General features: G+C 36.0%; 22 protein-coding genes and 1 other annotated feature. Of the genes, 4 read left to right on the top strand and 18 right to left on the bottom strand.

The features are described from left to right. Nucleotides 1-195: 195 nt before the first annotated feature. The gene (locus N7659_RS04460; protein WP_263276024.1) at nucleotides 196-888 is read right to left on the bottom strand and encodes a phosphoglycerate mutase; all 693 of its coding nucleotides are present in this window, start codon (nucleotides 886-888) and stop codon (nucleotides 196-198) included. Nucleotides 889-1,059: 171 nt separating this feature from the next. Here N7659_RS04460 and N7659_RS04455 point away from each other — a divergent pair, with 171 nt between their 5' ends. Then, nucleotides 1,060-1,992 (top strand): dihydroorotate oxidase, encoded by a 933-nt coding sequence (locus N7659_RS04455; RefSeq protein ID WP_263276023.1) that lies wholly within the window; start codon nucleotides 1,060-1,062, stop codon nucleotides 1,990-1,992. Between the two features lie 39 nt (nucleotides 1,993-2,031). On the opposite strand, the gene N7659_RS04450 is transcribed toward N7659_RS04455, so the two are convergent. The 6 genes from N7659_RS04450 to uvrB form a co-directional block, all read right to left on the bottom strand. Next, nucleotides 2,032-2,214, bottom strand: a complete 183-nt coding sequence (locus N7659_RS04450; protein WP_263276022.1) for a hypothetical protein — start codon at nucleotides 2,212-2,214, stop codon at nucleotides 2,032-2,034. Continuing rightward, a complete protein-coding gene (locus tag N7659_RS04445) occupies nucleotides 2,211-4,139 on the bottom strand; it encodes a heavy metal translocating P-type ATPase (protein ID WP_263276021.1) in 1,929 nt (642 codons plus the stop codon). The genes N7659_RS04450 and N7659_RS04445 overlap by 4 nt, the downstream gene beginning before the upstream one ends. 111 nt (nucleotides 4,140-4,250) lie before the next feature. Beyond that, nucleotides 4,251-4,721 carry a peroxide-responsive transcriptional repressor PerR gene (perR, locus tag N7659_RS04440; RefSeq protein ID WP_263276020.1) on the bottom strand — a complete coding sequence of 157 codons (471 nt, stop codon included), beginning with the start codon at nucleotides 4,719-4,721 and terminating at the stop codon, nucleotides 4,251-4,253. A 157-nt stretch (nucleotides 4,722-4,878) separates the two neighbouring features. Further along, complete coding sequence (locus N7659_RS04435; RefSeq protein WP_263276019.1) at nucleotides 4,879-5,343, bottom strand: 8-oxo-dGTP diphosphatase; 465 nt, start codon at nucleotides 5,341-5,343, stop codon at nucleotides 4,879-4,881. Nucleotides 5,344-5,432: 89 nt separating this feature from the next. Next, the gene (locus tag N7659_RS04430) at nucleotides 5,433-5,891 is read right to left on the bottom strand and encodes a hypothetical protein (protein ID WP_263276018.1); all 459 of its coding nucleotides are present in this window, start codon (nucleotides 5,889-5,891) and stop codon (nucleotides 5,433-5,435) included. A 141-nt stretch (nucleotides 5,892-6,032) separates the two neighbouring features. Continuing rightward, complete coding sequence (gene uvrB, locus N7659_RS04425) at nucleotides 6,033-8,018, bottom strand: excinuclease ABC subunit UvrB (protein ID WP_263276017.1); 1,986 nt, start codon at nucleotides 8,016-8,018, stop codon at nucleotides 6,033-6,035. 151 nt (nucleotides 8,019-8,169) lie between these two features. Here uvrB and N7659_RS04420 point away from each other — a divergent pair, with 151 nt between their 5' ends. After that, the gene (locus N7659_RS04420) at nucleotides 8,170-10,323 is read left to right on the top strand and encodes an ABC transporter substrate-binding protein/permease (protein ID WP_263276016.1); all 2,154 of its coding nucleotides are present in this window, start codon (nucleotides 8,170-8,172) and stop codon (nucleotides 10,321-10,323) included. Continuing rightward, nucleotides 10,323-11,063 (top strand): amino acid ABC transporter ATP-binding protein, encoded by a 741-nt coding sequence (locus N7659_RS04415; protein WP_263276015.1) that lies wholly within the window; start codon nucleotides 10,323-10,325, stop codon nucleotides 11,061-11,063. Before N7659_RS04420 ends, N7659_RS04415 begins: the two co-directional genes overlap by 1 nt. 47 nt (nucleotides 11,064-11,110) lie before the next feature. Here N7659_RS04415 and N7659_RS04410 read toward each other — a convergent pair whose 3' ends face one another. The 7 genes from N7659_RS04410 to N7659_RS04380 all read right to left on the bottom strand — a co-directional run bounded on the left by N7659_RS04410 (nucleotide 11,111) and on the right by N7659_RS04380 (nucleotide 16,448). After that, nucleotides 11,111-11,269 (bottom strand): hypothetical protein, encoded by a 159-nt coding sequence (locus N7659_RS04410; protein WP_199566959.1) that lies wholly within the window; start codon nucleotides 11,267-11,269, stop codon nucleotides 11,111-11,113. A 12-nt stretch (nucleotides 11,270-11,281) separates the two neighbouring features. After that, the gene (obgE, locus tag N7659_RS04405; RefSeq protein WP_263276014.1) at nucleotides 11,282-12,592 is read right to left on the bottom strand and encodes a GTPase ObgE; all 1,311 of its coding nucleotides are present in this window, start codon (nucleotides 12,590-12,592) and stop codon (nucleotides 11,282-11,284) included. A gap of 50 nt (nucleotides 12,593-12,642) precedes the next feature. Next, nucleotides 12,643-12,771: a DUF4044 domain-containing protein gene (locus N7659_RS04400; protein ID WP_018369539.1), complete on the bottom strand. Its 129-nt coding sequence runs from the start codon at nucleotides 12,769-12,771 to the stop codon at nucleotides 12,643-12,645. A 133-nt stretch (nucleotides 12,772-12,904) separates the two neighbouring features. Beyond that, nucleotides 12,905-14,065 carry a DUF2974 domain-containing protein gene (locus tag N7659_RS04395; RefSeq protein ID WP_263276013.1) on the bottom strand — a complete coding sequence of 387 codons (1,161 nt, stop codon included), beginning with the start codon at nucleotides 14,063-14,065 and terminating at the stop codon, nucleotides 12,905-12,907. A 100-nt stretch (nucleotides 14,066-14,165) separates the two neighbouring features. Next, on the bottom strand, nucleotides 14,166-14,462 hold the full coding sequence (locus N7659_RS04390) for a rhodanese-like domain-containing protein (RefSeq protein WP_263276012.1): 297 nt from the start codon (nucleotides 14,460-14,462) through the stop codon (nucleotides 14,166-14,168). Further along, nucleotides 14,455-16,110 carry an FAD-dependent oxidoreductase gene (locus N7659_RS04385; protein WP_263276011.1) on the bottom strand — a complete coding sequence of 552 codons (1,656 nt, stop codon included), beginning with the start codon at nucleotides 16,108-16,110 and terminating at the stop codon, nucleotides 14,455-14,457. Before N7659_RS04385 ends, N7659_RS04390 begins: the two co-directional genes overlap by 8 nt. Continuing rightward, nucleotides 16,107-16,448, bottom strand: coding sequence for a rhodanese-like domain-containing protein (locus N7659_RS04380; protein ID WP_263276010.1), 342 nt, complete (start codon nucleotides 16,446-16,448; stop codon nucleotides 16,107-16,109). The genes N7659_RS04385 and N7659_RS04380 overlap by 4 nt, the downstream gene beginning before the upstream one ends. A 132-nt stretch (nucleotides 16,449-16,580) precedes the next feature. Between N7659_RS04380 and N7659_RS04375 the strand changes: the two genes are divergently transcribed. Then, nucleotides 16,581-16,838 (top strand): metal-sensitive transcriptional regulator, encoded by a 258-nt coding sequence (locus N7659_RS04375; RefSeq protein WP_263276009.1) that lies wholly within the window; start codon nucleotides 16,581-16,583, stop codon nucleotides 16,836-16,838. Nucleotides 16,839-16,883: 45 nt separating this feature from the next. Here N7659_RS04375 and lepA read toward each other — a convergent pair whose 3' ends face one another. The 4 genes from lepA to infC all read right to left on the bottom strand — a co-directional run bounded on the left by lepA (nucleotide 16,884) and on the right by infC (nucleotide 20,010). Continuing rightward, complete coding sequence (gene lepA / locus N7659_RS04370) at nucleotides 16,884-18,719, bottom strand: translation elongation factor 4 (protein ID WP_263276008.1); 1,836 nt, start codon at nucleotides 18,717-18,719, stop codon at nucleotides 16,884-16,886. 117 nt (nucleotides 18,720-18,836) lie between these two features. Continuing rightward, on the bottom strand, nucleotides 18,837-19,196 hold the full coding sequence (rplT, locus tag N7659_RS04365) for a 50S ribosomal protein L20 (RefSeq protein WP_263276007.1): 360 nt from the start codon (nucleotides 19,194-19,196) through the stop codon (nucleotides 18,837-18,839). A 44-nt stretch (nucleotides 19,197-19,240) separates the two neighbouring features. After that, nucleotides 19,241-19,441 carry a 50S ribosomal protein L35 gene (gene rpmI / locus N7659_RS04360; RefSeq protein ID WP_018369531.1) on the bottom strand — a complete coding sequence of 67 codons (201 nt, stop codon included), beginning with the start codon at nucleotides 19,439-19,441 and terminating at the stop codon, nucleotides 19,241-19,243. A 38-nt stretch (nucleotides 19,442-19,479) separates the two neighbouring features. Beyond that, nucleotides 19,480-20,010 carry a translation initiation factor IF-3 gene (gene infC, locus N7659_RS04355; protein WP_026216725.1) on the bottom strand — a complete coding sequence of 177 codons (531 nt, stop codon included), beginning with the start codon at nucleotides 20,008-20,010 and terminating at the stop codon, nucleotides 19,480-19,482. Between the two features lie 14 nt (nucleotides 20,011-20,024). Then, nucleotides 20,025-20,150 (bottom strand) — a sequence feature (ribosomal protein L20 leader region). Between the last annotated feature and the right edge of the window lie 3 nt (nucleotides 20,151-20,153).

Raw genomic sequence — 20,153 nt, 5'->3', positions numbered from 1 at the left:
TTATAAATATATCATTATTATTTGTAAAGCGCAAGGGTGTTGGCTTAAAAATTGTGACTGTTTATGTCAGTTAAAATTATTTGAAATAAGCCCTAGTTATAAGCTTTGTTAGCTATTCAAAAATTGTTTTTTCTACATTTTTTTTACTATTAAAAAAGAGCACCTTAAATGCTCTTTAATTTTTATGCAAACTAACTATTTTCCAAGATAATATTCATTTTGAACATTTAACTTGTCATCAAACTCGAAAACAAGTGGTGGGAAGTTTGGAATTTCAACACCCATAATCTCATCATCTGATAATTGTTTGATATGTTTTACAAGGGCACGAATTGAGTTACCATGAGCTGCAACGAAAACATTTTTACCTTCTTTAAGGGCTGGTGCAATTTTATCTTCCCAGAATGGTAAAGCACGCTCTAGAGTTACTTTCAAGTTTTCAGCATCTGGAATAACACTGTCATCTAGCAAAGCATAACGACGATCAGTATGTGCTGAATGTTCATCATCTCTTGACATTAATGGTGGTAAGGTATCGTATGAACGGCGCCAGATGTGGACTTGCTCATCACCAAATTCAGCAGCTGCTTCTGCTTTGTTTTTACCAGTTAAGCCACCATAGTGACGTTCATTTAAACGCCATGACTTTTCAACAGGCAACCATAATTGGTCTGCACTTTCAAGTGCTAAGTTAGTTGTTTTGATTGCACGTTTAAGAACTGATGTGAAGGCGATATCAAACTCAATACCAGCTTCTTTAATCAATTTACCAGCTTCAATAGCTTGTTCAACACCTTTTTCTGAAAGGTCTACATCTGCCCAACCTGTAAAGAGGTTAGCTTTGTTCCATAGTGATTCACCATGACGTGCAAATACTAATTTTGCCATTTATCATTCTCCTTTATTTTTTGACAACTGTCATTAATTTACTTTTTCTATTCTACAAAAAATTTGTGAAAAAATCTACTAAAACAAAGAAAAAACTTGAAAACACTTTTTTGGCTTGCTTAGACTTCTTCTCACATGGTACAATAGTAAAAATCATTTTTGGAGGCTACTATGACATCTACCGCTACCACTGTTGGAACTTTTCATTTTTCAAACTGCTTGATGAATGCTGCTGGTATTCATTGCTACACCAGAGAAGAACTAGCTGATATTGATGCGTCAATGGCTGGCTCATTTGTCACCAAAACAGGAACGTTAAATGAAAGAGCCGGAAACCCTGAACCTCGTTATTTCGACACCGACTTAGGTTCAATTAATTCGATGGGGCTACCAAATCTTGGTATTGACTACTACTTAGAGTATGTGACTGAACTGGAAAAAAATCCAGACAACAAACCTCATTTTCTCTCATTAGTTGGTTTATCGCCAGATGAAACACATCTTATCTTGAAAAGAGTACAAGACAGTGACTATCAGGGCTTGGTTGAACTCAATCTTTCTTGTCCAAATGTTCCTGGTAAACCTCAAATTGCTTATGATTTTGAAGCCACAGAAAAACTCTTGTCAGAAGCTTTCTCATATTATACCAAACCACTTGGTGTTAAGTTGCCACCTTACTTTGATATTGTTCACTTTGATCAGGCGGCTGCTATCTTCAATCAATTTCCACTTGTTTTTGTCAACTGTGTTAATTCGATTGGTAATGGCTTAGTTATTTCTGATGAAACTGTCGTGATTAAACCAAAAGATGGTTTTGGTGGTATTGGTGGTGATTATATCAAACCAACAGCTCTAGCTAATGTCCATGCCTTTTATAAGCGTCTTAACCCTTCCATTAAAATTATTGGAACTGGTGGTGTCAAAACTGGTCGTGACGCTTTTGAACACATCCTTTGTGGTGCTAGCATGGTTCAAGTGGGAACTGCTCTTCACCAAGAAGGCGTTGCTATTTTCGAACGCATTACTAATGAATTAAAAGCCATTATGGCTGAAAAAGGTTATGAAACCATTGAAGATTTCCGTGGTCAGCTAAAAACACTTTAAAACAATTAAAAGCCCTTGTTCAAAGGGCTTTTTGTGTGTTTAAAAATCAAAATCATCATCATCTTCATCTTTATGGTCTTTTTTTGATTGTTCTTCTGCTAGTCTTTTTTTAGCAGCAGCAATATCTTCCTGAGTTGGCTTGATATTTTTCGTTAACATCATAAAACTAATAATCTTTACAATAGAAAATACTGCCAATAAACCAACAACAAAATAAATCATACAAACTCTCTTTCAGGTTTTTTTACATTATATCCTTTTACTTTGAAAGTTGCAAGAAATGGAGTTGTTCTTAAAAGACGAAGACCGTTTAAAATCACTAGAATTGTACTACCTTCATGGCCAACCACGCCAAGTGGTAAGGTTACTAATTGAAAGACATTAGCTAAAATCAATATCAGAATAACAGAAAGAGCAAAAATAATATTTTCTTTAATCACGGTTTTCATTTTTCGTGACAAGGCAATAGAAAACGGTAATCTAGTCAAATCATCCATGATGACACTATCAGCACTTTCAATAGCGATATCACTACCTGCGCCAATAGCATAACTGACATCTGCTAGTGCAAGAGCTGGGGCGTCATTTATCCCATCTCCCACCATGGCTACACCATGATGTTTTTCTTTTAATGTCTTAATAGCTGCTGTTTTATCTTGCGGAAGACAATTGGCGATGACGTGGTCAATCCCAAGAAGACTAGCAATATGTTGCGCTGTTTTTTCGTTATCACCTGTCAACATAATGGTTTTAATGCCCATGCCTTGTAATTGTGAAATGGCTAAACGACTTTCTTCTTTTATCTCATCAAAGAGGCTATAATAACCCATCAGTTCTTGATTGCGACTAACAAAAACAAGAGTTTTTCCTTCTTTCTCTTCTTTTGCAATCGTTTTTGCAAGCTCTTTTGGTAGTTCTTCGATAGCTTCTAGGATAAAAGATTTTTTACCAATACGCCAAACATCACCCTGATAGCTGGCTTTAAAACCTTTACCTGTCACATCTTCTAGCTCATCTAAGGAAAGGATTTCAACTGTTTTAGTATACTCCAACAAGGCAGATGAAATGGGGTGAGTACTAGTTGCTTCAACGGTTTTCACAACTTGGTTGACAAGGATTTCTTCTGAAAGAATCTCAGTATGAATGACACTTGGCAAGCCCTTAGTCAGTGTACCCGTCTTATCCATAACGACCACACTAATGTCACCCATACGATCGATAATATCGCCACCTTTAACGATGAGGCCACTTTGTGCCGCACGGCTAATAGCTGATAGGGTGGCTGGCGTTGAACTCGCCACAAGAGCACAAGGTGAAGCCACAGTCAATAGAATCATGCCACGATAGAAACTGTCCAGCCACTCCCAACCAAAGATGAAATGACTGACAAGGATAAAGATTGGTACCAAAAGGAGAACTGCTTTAACATAGTTGTCTTCAAGTCCTTCAATGAAACTCGCCGTTTTACTTTTATTCTCATGCGCTTCTTCAACAAGGCTAACAATTTTAGCAAAGAGGGTATCTTTGTTTTCAACAGTCACTGTCATTGTGATCTGATTATCTAAATTAATGGTGCCACCGATAAGACTGTCGTTAAGATATTTTTCAACTGAAATGGGCTCTCCTGTCACCATTGATTCATCAACAAGAGCAAAATCACTTGTTAAAGTCCCATCAATAGGAACAGCTTCGCCTTTTCGAACTTGGACCGCATCACCGATTTTTAGAGAGTCTGTTGCCACTTCTACGATTTGACCATCAGCTGTAATCTTTCTTGCGACATCTGGTGTTAAAGACATCAAAGCAGAAATAGCATTTTTACTTTTCTCCATGGCTAATTCTTCCAAACTATTAGACAAAGAGAAGATAAAGATGAGGATAGCCCCTTCCAGCCAGTAACCGATTATCCCAGCACCTATCGCTGCTAAAAACATGAGGATATCAACGTTTAAATGATGATTTTCCACTAAGTCTAGGAAACCTTCCTTGGCAGAATCATAACCACCAACAATGAAAGCCAAAATTAATACAAGGGTTCCCACAATTGGGAGGTAAGACTGCACAACAAAACCTATGATAATAAGACCTAAACACAGTAAGGTTTTTAACATTTTAGGATTTTTCTTTAACCAATGGATGACTTTCATGATTGACTCCTTTTTATAACCGTTCTAATTAACCACAATTTAATTATAATGGTTATAAATAAAAAAGTCAAGTTTATTTAGAATAATTCTAAACAAAATAAAAAAAGCTTCTCAGCTTTCTTTATTTCTTAGTTGGCATTCAGGACAAATACCATAGATTAAAAATTGACTCTTAGTAATTTTATAGTTGGTTTGTTCTGCTGCTTCTTTTTGAATGTGTGAGAAATCGATATCCATAAAGTCAGTAATCTTACCACACTGTTCACAGACAACATTAAGGTGTTTATGACCCATAAAATCAAAATAGGTGGTATTGTCATTACTTGGCTTTATTTCTGACACAAATCCTTCATCGACCAAAAATCTAATATTGTTATAGACGGTTGCAAGACTTAGGTTAGGAAATTTGGGCTTTAGATCACGGTAAATCATTTCTGCACTAGGGTGATCATAGGATTGAATGATATAAGAAATAATGGCTTTTCGAGACTCGGTGATACGAATTTTTTTCTCTTTTAAATGCGCAATCACATGGTCATAAGCATCATCTAAATTTCTCTCAAGATGTGAATGTAACTCCATGTCTAACCCTCCTTTATGCTATTATACACTATTAGTATAGGAAAAAACAAGACTTTGACTTGTGGTTGTATGGGTAGAAACTATCTATCGTTTTAAACACTATTTTTTGTTAAGTAAAAAACAACAGGAGTGTCCTGTTGTTTGGGGTAAAGATTAGCTAGTACAGCTCATTTTGCCATTTTCCATTTTCTATTGGTCGATAGAAAAATTCTGACAAGGTATCATCTTCAAATACCTTTAATAATTCTAATAAGTCAAAAGCTAGATCCATATTAGGAAGTTCTGTCTTCTTAACCCATTTGACTTCGCCTTCGTCAGAGGATTGTACCAGTCCCTCATATTGATTAGTACGATAGAGAAACACTAGGTAACGAATACCATCTTGATTGTACCAGTGTTTCATCCCAACTAATTTTGGCTGCTTAATCGTTAATCCTGTTTCTTCAAGTACTTCTCTGACGACGGCATCATGGAGGCTCTCTTTTTCTTCAATATGCCCTCCCGGGAAAGCAACACCAGACCAGCGATACATTTCCGGTTTTCTTATCTGAACAAGCACATTTCCTTTATCGTCCTCTATTAAACACATATTTGTTAAAATCACTTCTTGATTGCGTGACATAAAATTCTCCTATTTTTTAAAAACTATAAAGCACAACTTTTCTTGAGAAATGGTGACTATTTTAAATAATTGAATAATGTATAAGATCTTCACTTAGAAGTTTTTTCAATATTTTCAAAAAGCTCAGGATTCTTTTCTTTCTTTTCGAAACGCTCCAAACAAAAGAATAATGAAACTATTGAAGTGATAATAAACAATGTTAATGCAAAAATAACCACAACTGCTTGTTCATAAGCTACTTTTACAAAAGAGTCCCCGCTACTTCCAAGATTTTGGAAAGGTAATGCCTTTAACGTTAAAAATAGATAAGGAAGTGGCGATAAGCTAAATATAAAACTCAAATAAATAGATTTCTTACTTTTCAACTTGAACATCCTTAATCCCAACAATGGTAGTAGCATATAAACCAAAGGAAGGCCAAAAGTAAAAATACTAAGATATAATATCGTAACACCATTCCATAGATAGACTTGTACTATAAAAAACAAGAAAAGCAACAGGTAAACTAGCATAAAAATCCACATTATCCAATTATTTTTTTTAGTCATTTAAATTTCTCTTTCTTTTTATTGTCATATGAAAATTAAATTAAGAAAATAAATCATTACTTTTTAATAGTCGCTTAATAACATTAATGATATCATTTTGAAAATGAGTTGTATAGAAGACTATTACGATTATCTTATGTCTTAATCCATCGTTTTTAATTCCAGTATCATATCGCGGATTTGAGCGGCCAACTCAAAGTCAAGGATTTCTGCTGCTTCTTGCATTTGGCTTTGGAGTTTTTTAATCGCTTCTTGTCGTTCTTTTTTAGTCATCTTATCATAATCAAGTGGCTCATCGTCTTTAGCCACACTTTTTGTAATCGCGATAAGATCTCTGATGTCTTTTTTAATCGTTTTTGGTATGATACCATGTTCTTCGTTATAAGCCATTTGAATCTCACGACGTCGTGCCGTTTCTTTGATGGCTTGACTCATTGAGTCTGTCATTTTATCTGCGTACATAATCACGCGCCCATCAGCATTTCTTGCGGCACGGCCAATGGTTTGAATAAGGCCACGTGTATTTCTAAGAAAACCTTCTTTATCGGCATCCAAAATGGCCACCAAACTAACTTCTGGTACATCAATACCTTCACGTAAGAGGTTAATCCCAATCAAAACATCAAAAACACCCAACCTTAAATCTCTAATAATCTCAGTACGTTCTAAGGTTTTAATATCTGAGTGCATATATTTAACCTTAATCCCCATCTCTTTGAAGTAATCAGTCAAATCTTCTGCCATTTTCTTGGTCAACGTTGTGATAAAAGTTCTCTCGCCTCGACTGACACGTTCATTAATCTCACTAAGCAGGTCATCAATTTGTCCCATGGTTGGTCTCACGTCAACAATCGGGTCAAGCAGTCCAGTTGGACGAATAATCTGTTCAACAACTGTATCAGTCTGAGCCATTTCATAATCTCCCGGTGTGGCTGATACGTAAACAATTTGGTGGACATGTTCTTCAAATTCTTCTCTTCTTAGTGGTCGATTATCAAGTGCACTTGGCAACCTGAAACCATAATCCACCAACATTTGTTTTCTGGAGCGATCTCCATTGTACATGCCTTTTATCTGCCCCATCGTCATATGACTCTCATCAATCATGATTAAAAAATCATCTGGAAAGAAATCTAAAAGGGTAAACGGAGGCTCTCCCTCACTTCTTCCGTCCATATGACGAGAATAATTTTCAACACCGTTAGTGTAGCCCATTTCACGAAGCATCTCGATATCGTACTCTGTTCGTTGTTTGAGGCGTTGTGCTTCTAACAATTTACCTTCTTTTTCAAAAACAGCTAATTGTTCAGTTAATTCTGCCTGAATTTTTGCAATAGACTCTTCCATTCGTTCTTCGTTGGTCATAAAGTGAGTAGCAGGGAAGATACCAAGATGTTCAACCTCACCAATCACACGCCCAGTTAAAGATTCGATTTCTCTTATCCTATCAATCTCATCACCAAAGAATTCAATCCTAAAAGCATGGTCATCACGACTGGCTGGAAAAACTTCAACCACATCGCCACGGACACGAAAACGACCACGTTGAAAATCAATGTCATTGCGCTCAAACTGGATATTGACCAAATCATTGAGTAACTGGTCTCTTGAAATCTCAAGACCAGGACGTAAACTAACAACACTTTCAGCATATTCAGTAGGAGAACCCAAACCATAAATGCAACTGACGGATGCCACAACAATCACATCATTTCTTTCAAGTAGAGCAGATGTGGCACTGTGTCTTAGTTTATCAATCTCGTCATTGACAGAACTATCTTTTTCAATATAGGTATCACTAGAAGGCACATAGGCTTCTGGTTGATAGTAATCATAGTAAGAAACGAAATATTCGACTGCATTATCAGGAAAGAATTCTTTAAACTCTCCATAAAGTTGACCAGCTAGCGTTTTGTTATGAGCAATCACCAGTGTCGGTTTATTAACCTTTTGAATCACCTGACTCATGGTATAGGTTTTACCCGTTCCTGTTGCCCCTAGTAAAATTTGGGCTTTTTCACCACCTTCAATATTATCCACCAAAGACTCAATAGCTTGTGGTTGATCACCTGAAGGCTCATATTTTGAAACTAGTTTAAAGTGATTATCATTTTTTCGATTTATCATATCTTTACCTCATTAGTTATTTTATCATAAACGACCATGAATTTCATAAGTAAATCTCTTGATTTTATGTTATGTTTTATAACAGTTTTTTATTTTGATTTGTTATATATCTGTTATTATGTTATAATTTATAACATAGAAAAGAGGCTTTATGTTTAAAAAATTATTACCATTCTTCCTATCGCTCCTATCAATTGTCTTTTTGACACAACAGACCGTCATGGCTGACAAGATTACGATTGTTTCTGATTCTACATACGCTCCTTTTGAATTTAAAGATTCCGATCACGTTTACAAAGGGATTGATGTTGATATTATTAAAGAAGTAGCTGACATTTCTGGATGGGATTATGAGATGACTTTTCCTGGTTTTGATGCAGCTGTTAATGCCGTTCAAGCTGGTCAGGCTGACGCCATAATGGCTGGAATGTCAGTAACAGAGGATAGAAAAAAAGTCTTTACTTTTTCAGACACCTACTATGATTCACAAATTGTTATTATTACCACATCAAAAAATAAAGTGACTGATTATGAGCAGTTAAAAGGGAAAGTTGTTGGTGTTAAAAATGGTACAGTTTCACAAAGTTTTTTAAAAGAGCACCAAAAAGAATATGGCTACTCACTTAAAGCATTCGACACAAGCGATCTCATGTATAATAGTTTAAACTCAGGTTCTGTATTTGCTGTTATGGATGATAAACCAATTGCTCAATATGCTATTAGACAAGGGCAAGATTTACGCATTGAAATGGCTGGTGAAACGGTTGGTAGTTTTGCTTTTGCAGTTAAAAAAGGAAGTCAACACGAGTACTTAATTGATGATTTCAATCATGCATTAAAACAAATGAAAGAAAACGGTAGTTATGCTACTATCATTAAAAAATGGACTTCTCTTGATACAGATGCTATTGGTGATGCTTCTAAAAAAGCAACTCCTTTAAAAGACACCTATCATCTGGTATCAGACTCTTCATTTGCTCCATTTGAATATCAAAATGACAGTGGTGAGTATGTCGGTATTGATTTAGAACTGATTAAGGCTATTGCGAAACAACAAGGGTTTTCAATAGAGATTACGCATCCCGGTTTTGACGCTGCTTTAAATGCTGTTCAATCAGGTCAAGCTGATGGTGTTATTGCTGGTATGTCTATCACTGATGAAAGAAAAGCTATTTTTGATTTTTCAGATTCTTATTATACGTCAAATATTATTCTAGCTGTTAAAGAAGATAGTGCTATCACAGCTTATGAGAATTTAGCAGGAAAAACTGTTGGAGCCAAAACAGGAACAGCTTCTTACCAATTTTTAGAAGAACATGCTGATAAGTACGACTATGTCTTAAAACCTTTTGATGAAGCTTCAGCCATGTATGATAGTCTCAATTCCGGTTCTTTAGAGGCATTAATGGATGATGAAGCTGTTTTAAAATATGCCATAGAACAAGGTCGTGAGTTTGAAACACCAATTTCTGGAGAACCTTCTGGAGAGTATGGGTTTGCGGTAAAAAAAGGAAGTCATCCAGAATTAATCGAAATGTTTAATAATGGATTGGCTGCTTTGAAAGAAAGTGGCGAATATGATAAAATTATTGCAAGCTATTTAGGTGAAAAACAAAATCAGGAATCATCTATCGATGAAACCACCATTTTTGGTTTAATTTCAAATAACTACCAACAATTATTAACAGGACTTCTGAGAACACTTGCCTTGGCTATTATTTCATTTGCTTTAGCCATAGTCATTGGTTTAATTTTTGGGATGATGAGCGTTAGTCCTATTAAGGGACTTCGCGTTATCGCTGCTATTTTTGTTGACGTTGTTCGTGGTATTCCCTTAATGATTGTTGCCGCCTTTATCTTCTGGGGAATTCCCAACCTTATCGAATCAATGACTGGTCAACAAAGCCCCATCAATGATTTTGTTGCTGGTACAATTGCACTTAGTTTAAACGGTGGTGCTTATATTGCAGAAATTGTTCGTGGTGGTATTGAAGCTGTGGCAGCTGGACAAATGGAAGCCAGTCGAAGTTTAGGGGTTTCTTATACAACTACAATGAGAAAAATCATTCTTCCTCAGGCAATTCGATTGATGTTACCTAACTTCATCAACCAATTTGTTATCTCACTTAAAGACACAACTATCATTTCCGCTATTGGATTAGTTGAACTTTTCCAAACCGGTAAGATTATTATCGCCCGTAATTACCAGAGCTTTCGAATGTATGCTATTTTAGCCATCATGTACTTGGTGATTATTACTCTCCTAACAAGACTAGCAAAACGCCTAGAAAAGAGGTCTAACTAATGACAACATTAAAAATTGATGTTCAAGATTTACATAAATCATTTGGTAAAAATGAGGTGTTAAAAGGTATCACAACCCAGTTTCACGAAGGTGATGTGGTATGTATTATCGGGCCATCAGGTTCAGGAAAATCAACCTTTTTAAGAACACTTAATCGTCTAGAAAGCATCACCAGTGGTAAAGTAATCATTGATGGTTTTGACTTATCAAATAAAGACACTAATGTTGATAAGGCTAGAGAAAATATTGGTATGGTTTTCCAACATTTCAATTTATTTCCCCACATGTCAGTGCTTGATAATGTTATTTTTGCACCTGTCGAGCTAGGAAAGTACTCACAAGAAGAAGCTAAAACGATTGGTTTAGAATTACTTGAAAAAGTAGGCCTTTCTGATAAAGCAGCTGCTTTTCCGGGTAGTTTATCAGGTGGGCAAAAACAACGTGTGGCTATCGCTAGAAGTCTAGCCATGAATCCTGACGTCATGCTCTTTGATGAACCTACTTCTGCCCTTGACCCTGAAATGGTCGGTGACGTGTTAAATGTTATGAAGGATTTAGCAGAACAAGGCATGACTATGTTAATTGTTACTCATGAGATGGGATTTGCAAGACGTGTGGCTAACCGCGTTATTTTCACTGATGGTGGCGAGTTCCTTGAAGATGGTAGTCCAGAACAAATTTTTGATCATCCTAAACATCCTCGTCTCAAAGACTTTCTTGATAAAGTATTAAACGTCTAATCAAAAATACCCAACACTATGTGTTGGGTATTTTTATGATGCAATGATTATTTTGTTTCTTTTAACTTTTTTTCTCGTTCCAATCGGTACTTACGATTAGGATTGAGCTTGTTAAAAAGTTCTTCTAATTTTTCAGTTGTCCAAATATCAGCAGCTGAAACGAAACGACCATCTTTATCCTTGAATGATATTGGTTTATCTCCCATACTTATCACTCCCTAATCTACAAATTCAAACTCAAAGTTGCCAATTCTTACGATATCACCATCTTTGGCACCACGTTCACGAAGGGCTTGGTCAACACCTAAGCCACGCAATTGGCGAGCAAATTTCATGATTGATTCATCACGCTCCATATTTGTCATGACAAAAAGTTTTTCAATCTTTTCACCTGATAATACCCAAGTGGCATCATCATCACGACTAATAGTAAAGGGTTTTTCTTCTTCATCAAACCCATAATAAGCTTCATCAAGCATCTGACTTTCTTCATAAAGAGGAAAGCTTTCTGTTTTAGACAATAAGTCAGCTGTAGCGTCTAATAAAGCTTCCAGACCTTGATGCGCAATGCCAGAAACAGCAAAAATCATTGGTGGTTGATCAAACTCATCATAGTTTTGTTGTAATTTTTCTTTAAACTGTTTTAGATTTTCCTGACTTTCAGGCATGTCCATCTTGTTTGCCACAATGATTTGTGGACGTTCCATTAAACGAAGGTTATAGCTTTCTAATTCTTTATTGATAGCCAAGTAATCTTCATAAGGGTCACGTCCCTCACTACCACTCATATCAATGACATGTAAGATAACTCTAGTACGTTCAATATGGCGTAGAAATTGTGTTCCAAGCCCAACACCTTGGTGAGCACCTTCGATTAAACCAGGAAGATCAGCCATGGCAAAAGATTCCCCAGATTTAGTTCTCACCATTCCAATATTTGGAACAATGGTTGTAAAGTGATAGGCACCGATTTTTGGCTTAGCTGCAGAGACTACGCTCAAAAGTGTTGATTTACCAACAGATGGGAAACCTACTAAACCAACATCAGCCAAAATTTTTAATTCTAACTCTAGTTCTCTTTCTTCACCTGGTTCACCATTTTCAGAAATTTCTGGTGCAGGATTTCTTGGTGTGGCAAAACGAATATTGCCTCGACCTCCACGGCCACCTCTTGCCACTATAAATTCTTGACCGTGTTCAACGAGGTCTGATATAACCTTGCCTGTTTGGGCATCTTTAACAGTTGTTCCTTGGGGAACATTCACATACAAATCTTCTGCACCTTTACCGTGCATCCCTTTTGACATGCCATTTTCACCTGGTTTAGCTTTAAAATGGCGATTGTATCTAAAGTCCATTAAAGTTCTTAAACCTTCATCGACAACAAAAATGACATTGCCACCACGACCACCATCACCACCCCAGGGACCACCATTTGGGACATATTTTTCACGTCTAAACGCGACCATCCCATCACCACCTCGTCCTGCTTTTACTTGGATTTTAGCAGTGTCTAAAAACATACTCATAACTTTTCCTACTTCTTTCTTAGTAGAAAAAAACGCTAAAAAGCGTTTTTCTACATGATTGCACTAAGTGCACTTAATATAATTGATCCCACTGTAATAAAAGCCATTAACAAAACAACAACAATAGTTATTTTTTCAAATAATGTTTTCTTACGTGGTCCATTTTCTCCAAAAGCCACTATGTTATACCTCTTCTTCTGATTTTCTCTTTATCTATCTTAACACGATTCCTAAAAACACGCAAATTTAAAGACGATAGATGTAGTAAAAAGCTTCTAAGGAAAAACACTTATCCTAGCTTTTGTTTGTCATTTAGTCTTCTTTGTCTGAGAGAATCCACTCTAGAAATTCTTTACCAATTTCTGGTCGATAGTCTAAAGCTTTTTCTATCGCCTTATGATTAAAAATAATAATCATCGTTCTAAGAGATTTACGCATAATCTTTTTTTCTTTTGGTCTTAGGTTGACAATTTCTTTAAGCAGGTGTGCTAAAGTTTTTCGCTTGTTGTTTTTAATATCATCTAAACTTTCAACACCAATATCAAAAAACAAATCAAAAAAGATATTAAAAAAGGTTTCTAATTCCTTTCTTGATAATTCTTTTTGCCACAATTTGAATGTGTCTTCTAATGCTTTACTAATAATTGTGGCATCCTTAGCTGGTAAAAATTGATTCTCTTTAACCTGCCATTGTGAGATATTATGTTGGAAAAAGGCAAAGGATTTACTTTCAACTATTTTACTATCGAGATCAGGTTTTAACATAACACCAACAATTGATTCCTTGGGCATGATAGAGATAATTTTATCCTTAATATTATGATAGCTAGAAGCATCAAGTAAAGACTGATAGTGGCCTGGTGAATCAAAAGTGTAGATAGCCGTAACTTTTTCTTGAAGAATTTCTTTAATCATGCTGGTAGCATATAAAGCAAGATTGCCTCCTTTTGAATGTCCAGAAACAACAACTTGTCCTTGCCAATCATTTAAAAATGATGTGAGGTAATTTAAAGCTGATTGATGAGAGGGGATGGTTTTCATATAGGTCATCTTGGCATCTTCTTTCCAACCAATCAAACTATCATCAGTCCCTCGAAAAACCACTTGAGTGTGATTGATGGATGGTAACCTAAAAATCATGGCGGAAAACTGTTTTTCAATGTCTAAATTGATATCATTCACATAGTAACCAATTTCTATATCGCCAAAACGCTTTGAATCAAGTATATTTTGATACAATATGACTCTTTCTTTAGTCGTCATGAAATTATAGTTAGTTTGTTTAAAAAAGAGATGGTTTTCTTTTTCTAGTTGCTTTATAGGGATAAACTGTTTTTTTTCTGTATTAGACAAGGCCTCACCGATAGGTAAGTAACTTAATTCATTAATGCTTGCAATATCAACTTCATTCAAGGGCAATTCTTTGAAATGTTTGTTGCGATTTTTTTTGATGTAATCAATAAAATTTGACATCTGTTTTCTTCCAATCTCTTTGACTATCTTTAATCATAACATAATTTGTTGTAAATAGGGTCTATAACGTCAAAAGATGCTCTATAAGAGCATCTCTTTATTATTCTAAATTTTCTGGCCAGGCACTTGTGCCACCTTCAACATTCGTAACGTGATAGCCTTTTGCTGTTAAAAATTGACTAGCCATTTGTGAACGACTTCCTGATTGACAAACGATATAATAGTCCTTTTTGGGATCAAGTGTTTGGTAGGTTGACTGAAAATCACTAAGCGGTAAATTTTGAGCACCTGGGATATGACCACTATCGTATTCATCAGGCTCACGAACATCTACAAGATTTAATGGATTTTGGTGATATAATTCTTGAAAATCTTTCATTGATATACTTTTAATCATGACTAATCTCCTTTGGTCTAACAATATTATAAAGTGAATAAGCACCATCTAAGTTCTTAACATTGAATCCTTCTTGTTGTAGCAAACGTTCTGCAATATAACTTCTTAGACCACTATGGCAACTAACGATGTAAGTTTTAGACTTATCTAGCTCATTCAAACGAGAGCGTAACTGATCTAGAGGAATGTGGATGAAGTCTTTGAAATGACCTCTTTTAACCTCTGGACTTGTTCTTACGTCTAAAAGTTTAGCACCATTTTCTAATGCTTGTGATAATTCATGCCACTGAATGTTTTGACTAAGACCTTCAGAAATATTAATAGCAGCATATCCTATCATATTAACAGGGTCTTTTGCTGAGCCAAATGGTGGTGCGTAGGTCAACTCTAATTCTGGTAAATCAAAAATCGTAAGATTGCCTTTAATGGCAGTAGCTAATATGTCAATGCGTTTATCTACACCTTTTTGTCCAACACCTTGGGCACCATAGATTTGACCAGTTTTAGCATTAAAAATCAATTTGAGAGTGATATCAGTCGCCCCTGGATAATAACTGGCATGGTCTTTTCCTGATGTGTGAACGACTGAGACATCATAACCTAAATTTCTAGCAATACGCTCACTAAGACCAGTGATTGCTGCAGATTGATCAAAAATGCGAACAATAGCTGTTCCAATTGATCCTTTATTTTCTCTCTTTAGTCCTGCAATCACATCTGCCACTTGTCTACCTTGACGGTTAGCTGGTGACGCAAGAGAAACAAGAGCGTCTTCTTGAGAGATTTGATGCTTCACAACGATAGCATCGCCAACAGCATAGATGTTTTTGAGATTAGTTTCATAATGCTCATCAACAACAATACCATTTCTAAATCCTAAAGTAATGCCAGCTTGTTTTGCTAATGTTGTTTCAGGCTGAATACCAACTGATAGAATGGTCAAATCAGACGTAAGAATTTGGCCATCTTCTAACACTAGATTTTTGCCTTCTTCTTCAAAACGAATCACTGACTGGCTAGTAATGACCTTAACACCATTTCTTTCAAGTGCATTTTGAACAAAGATTGCCATTTCCTCATCTAAAGCAGGTAAAACATGGGGTGCTTTTTCAACAACTGTAACAGCTATCCCTTTTTTGGTGAGGTTTTCTGCCATTTCAAGACCGATAAATCCTGCACCAACAACAACAGCATGTTGTGGGTGAAGGCTTTCAATATGCGTCATAATCTTATCAAGATCTGGAACATTTCTAAGATGAAAAACGTTTGTTGCTTGTTTAAGATTTTCGATAGTTGGAACAAAAGGCTTAGCACCCGGTGATAAAATGAGTTTATCATAGCTTTCAACAAATTCTTCACCATCATGTTTGACTGTTACAGTTTGATTGGTAGCATCAATGTTGGTCACTTCATGGAATGGTCGAACATCTAAATTAAAACGTGCTTGTAAACGCTCAGGTGTCTGAACCAACAATTGATCACGGTCACTAATTTCTCCTGAAACATAATAAGGAAGACCACAGTTGGCAAAAGAAACAAATGGTCCCTTTTCAAAAACAATAATCTCAGCATCTTCCATCAAACGTCTTAAACGCGTTGCAGCTGACATACCACCAGCAACACCACCTACAATAATAACTTTTGTCATTTTTGACCTCCTATTACTTTACCTTGCCATTGACTCATGCCACCGCGAACATTAATGACCTGATAGCCTTTTTTAGTGAGATGATGAGCCGCTTTTTTACTTCGCATGCCTGACTGACAAATGACATACACTTTTTTATCTTTTGGTGCAACAAAACTATTGATTTGACTTAAGGGAACATTTCTTGCCTTAGAAATGTGTGATTGTTTAAATTCTTCAGGTGTTCTGACATCAATTAACTGAATATTCTTAGATGCTAATAGATTTTCTAATTCATTTGTTGATATCGACTCAAATGGTTCTGAAAATAATGCTTTTATATTTTCAATAAATGTCATAAAGACCTCCTTTATATACCCCTACCGGTATATTACCATATCGGAAAATGATTGTCAAAAGAAATCACATTTTTGTGATTTGACGAAAATAAAGACAAATAGTATATTAGTTATACAAGGAGTGAATCAGTAATGACATCAAAAAAAGATATTTTAAATCGTCTCAAACGTACTGAAGGACAACTAAGAGGCATTCATAAAATGGTTGAAGAAGACAAGGAATGTATTGATATTGTGACGCAATTAAGTGCTGTTAGATCTAGTATAAACAGGATTATGGGACTTGCAATTGCTAATAAAGTCATAGAATGTATCGAACATCCAGACAGTGACCCTGAAAAACAGGAAGAAAAACTAAAAGCAGCCATTGATTTAGTTGTTAAAAAATAAAATAACACTAAAAACCACTAGAAACAATTTTCTAGTGGTTTTTGATTATGATTTTTTATTATCATCATCCATGCTAAGGACAGATAGAAATGCTTCTTGTGGCACTTCAACAGAACCAATAGATTTCATTCGTTTTTTACCTGCTTTTTGCTTTTCTAAGAGTTTACGTTTACGTGAGACATCCCCACCATAACACTTGGCAAGAACGTTTTTACGTAATGCTTTAATATCAGATCTGGCAACAATTTTTTGTCCAATAGCTGCTTGAATAGGCACTTCAAACTGTTGACGAGGAATGATTTTCTTTAATTTCTCAACAATAATTTTACCACGCTCATAAGCAAATTCTTTATGAACAATAAAGCTTAATGCATCTACTTTATCACCATTTAAGAGGATATCCATTTTCACCAATTTAGAATGACGGTACTCAGAAATCTCATAATCAAAGCTGGCATAGCCACGTGTCGATGATTTTAATTTATCAAAGAAATCAAAGACAATTTCAGCTAGAGGAATCTGATAAATAACGTTAACACGATTATCATCGATGTAATCCATGGTTACAAAATCACCACGTTTTCTTTGTGCCAATTCCATTACAGCCCCGACAAATTCTTGCGGTACCATGATTTGCGCTTTAACGTAAGGTTCCTCAATACTGTCAATTCTAGTTGGCTCTGGAAATTCACTAGGGTTTGATACTTCCACTATCTCACCATCAGTGGTATTCACATGATAAACCACTGACGGTGCCGTCATGATGAGATCAATATTAAATTCACGTTCCAAACGCTCTTGGATAACATCCATGTGTAGAAGACCCAAGAATCCACAACGAAAACCAAAACCAAGTGCTTGTGAGGTTTCTGGTTCAAACTGAAGACTAGCGTCGTTTAATTGCAATTTTTCAAGTGCTTCACGAAGGTCATTGTATTTATTAGAATCAATTGGGTAAATCCCAGCAAAAACCATTGGATTTAATTGCTTATAGCCCTCTAGAGCTTCTGTGGCAGGGTTATTAGCAAGTGTCACAGTATCACCTACACGCGTATCAGCAACCGTTTTAATGGCTGCTGCAATATAGCCAACATCTCCAGTTGCTAAAAACTCACGACCGACAGCCTTAGGTGTAAAAATACCAACTTCTGTGACATCAAATGTTTTACCATTACTCATCATTTGGATTTTATCACCTGGTTTAACGATACCATCCATAATTCTGACTTGAAGAATGACACCACGATAAGCATCATAAGCAGAGTCGAAAATAAGAGCTTTAAGAGGTGCTTCAACATCTCCTGTTGGTTCTGGGACGTATTCTACAATTTGCTCTAAAATCTCTTCAATCCCAATTCCTGCTTTGGCAGATGCTAAAACAGCCTCACTGGCATCAATTCCAATAACATCTTCTATTTCATGTCGTACTCTTTCAGGTTCAGCAGCTGGTAAATCAATTTTATTGATCACAGGTAAAATTTCTAAATCATTATCTAGCGCTAGATAAACATTAGCCAAGGTTTGTGCCTCAATACCCTGAGCGGCATCAACGACTAAAATAGCTCCCTCACAGGCAGCCAAACTACGTGATACTTCATAAGTGAAGTCAACGTGACCTGGAGTGTCTATCAAATGGAAAATATAGGTTTCACCATCTTTTGCCGTATAGTTTAATTCAATAGCATTCAGTTTAATGGTAATACCACGCTCACGCTCAAGATCCATACTATCAAGTAGTTGATTTTGCATTTCACGACTTGATACCGTTTCTGTTTTTTCTAAGATACGATCAGCCAAAGTTGATTTCCCGTGGTCAATATGAGCAATAATCGAGAAATTTCTAATTTTTTTCTGCCGTTCTTTTAGTTCTTTTATATTCATATGTCTTTCCTATCAGATTTAGTCAGCATTACTATTATATATTAAATCGCTAAATTAAGCTAGATTGAAAAAACTAAAAAATCACTACTAAGTTAATTAGTAGTGACACAATCAAGATTATTTTCCTAATTTTGCTTTAGCAGCGTCAGCAAGAGCTGTAAATGCTGCTGCATCGTTAACTGCTAAATCAGCTAACATTTTACGGTTAACTTCAACTTCAGCTAATTTCAAACCATGCATCAATTGTGAATATGATAAACCATTCATACGAGCTGCCGCATTGATACGAGTAATCCATAATTTACGGAAGTCACGTTTCTTTTGACGACGATCACGGTAGGCATAGTAATAAGAGTTCATTACTTGTTCTTTTGCAGTACGGAACAAGATATGTTTTGAGCCATAGTAACCTTTTGCTAATTTTAAAATACGTTTACGACGTTTGCGTGCAACAACGCCACCTTTAACACGTGCCATTTATAATAATCCTCCAAATAATTCTATTAATATTCTATGTTTGCTTATTTAAGACCAGTAAGCATTGCTTTAATACGTTTGAAATCTCCACTGCTTACCATTGAAGCTTTACGAAGATGACGACGTTGTTTCTTAGTCTTACCATGGAAACGGTGTGAAGTATAGGCACGGAAACGTTTTAAGCCACCTGAACCTGTACGTTTAAAACGTTTAGCTGATGCGCGATGTGTTTTTTGTTTTGGCATTTTTAATACTCTCCTAAATAAATAATAATGTGTTACATTTATTTCTTCTCAGAAATAGGGGCAAGTTGCATAAACATTTGACGACCATCCATTTTAGCTCTTTGCTCGATGATCGCAATATCTTGTGTTGCTTCAGCAAAATCTGAAAGAACTTTTGCACCAATTTCTTTATGGGTAATCATACGTCCTTTGAAACGAACTGAAACTTTAACCTTATTTCCTTTTTCAAGGAATTTACGGCCATTACGAAGTTTGGTCTCAAAGTCACCCTTATCGATGACTGGACTAAGGCGTATTTCTTTAACAGTCACAACGCTTTGTTTCTTGCGTTGTTCCTTTTGTTTTTTCTGATACTCAAACTTAAACTTGCCATAATCCATGATTTTGGCAACAGGCGGTGTTGCCTGTGGTTGAATAAGTACCAAGTCAACATTAGCCTCATCAGCAAGTGCTTGGGCTTCGTTGAGCATTTTGATTCCTAATTGTTCGCCTTCAAGACCAACAAGACGCACTTCGCGAACGCGAATTTCATCGTTAATGAACAAATCCTTCTTAGCTATGTTCTTCACCTCTTTTATTTTTTAGAGAAAAACGAAAGCGGGCCTGATTAACAAGCCCGCACTACATTATATTTCATCATTGAAATGTGTTATGTAGAGCCAGACAACGTTAATTGCAAGGCGAGAAGTTCTCACTTCTGCTTTTCCCATTA

The sequence above is a fragment of the Streptococcus sp. CSL10205-OR2 genome, assembly GCF_025660655.1.
Lineage (GTDB): Bacteria > Bacillota > Bacilli > Lactobacillales > Streptococcaceae > Streptococcus.
The sequence above is the reverse complement of the archived record's forward strand: the minus strand, read 5'-3'. Positions and strand labels throughout refer to the sequence as shown.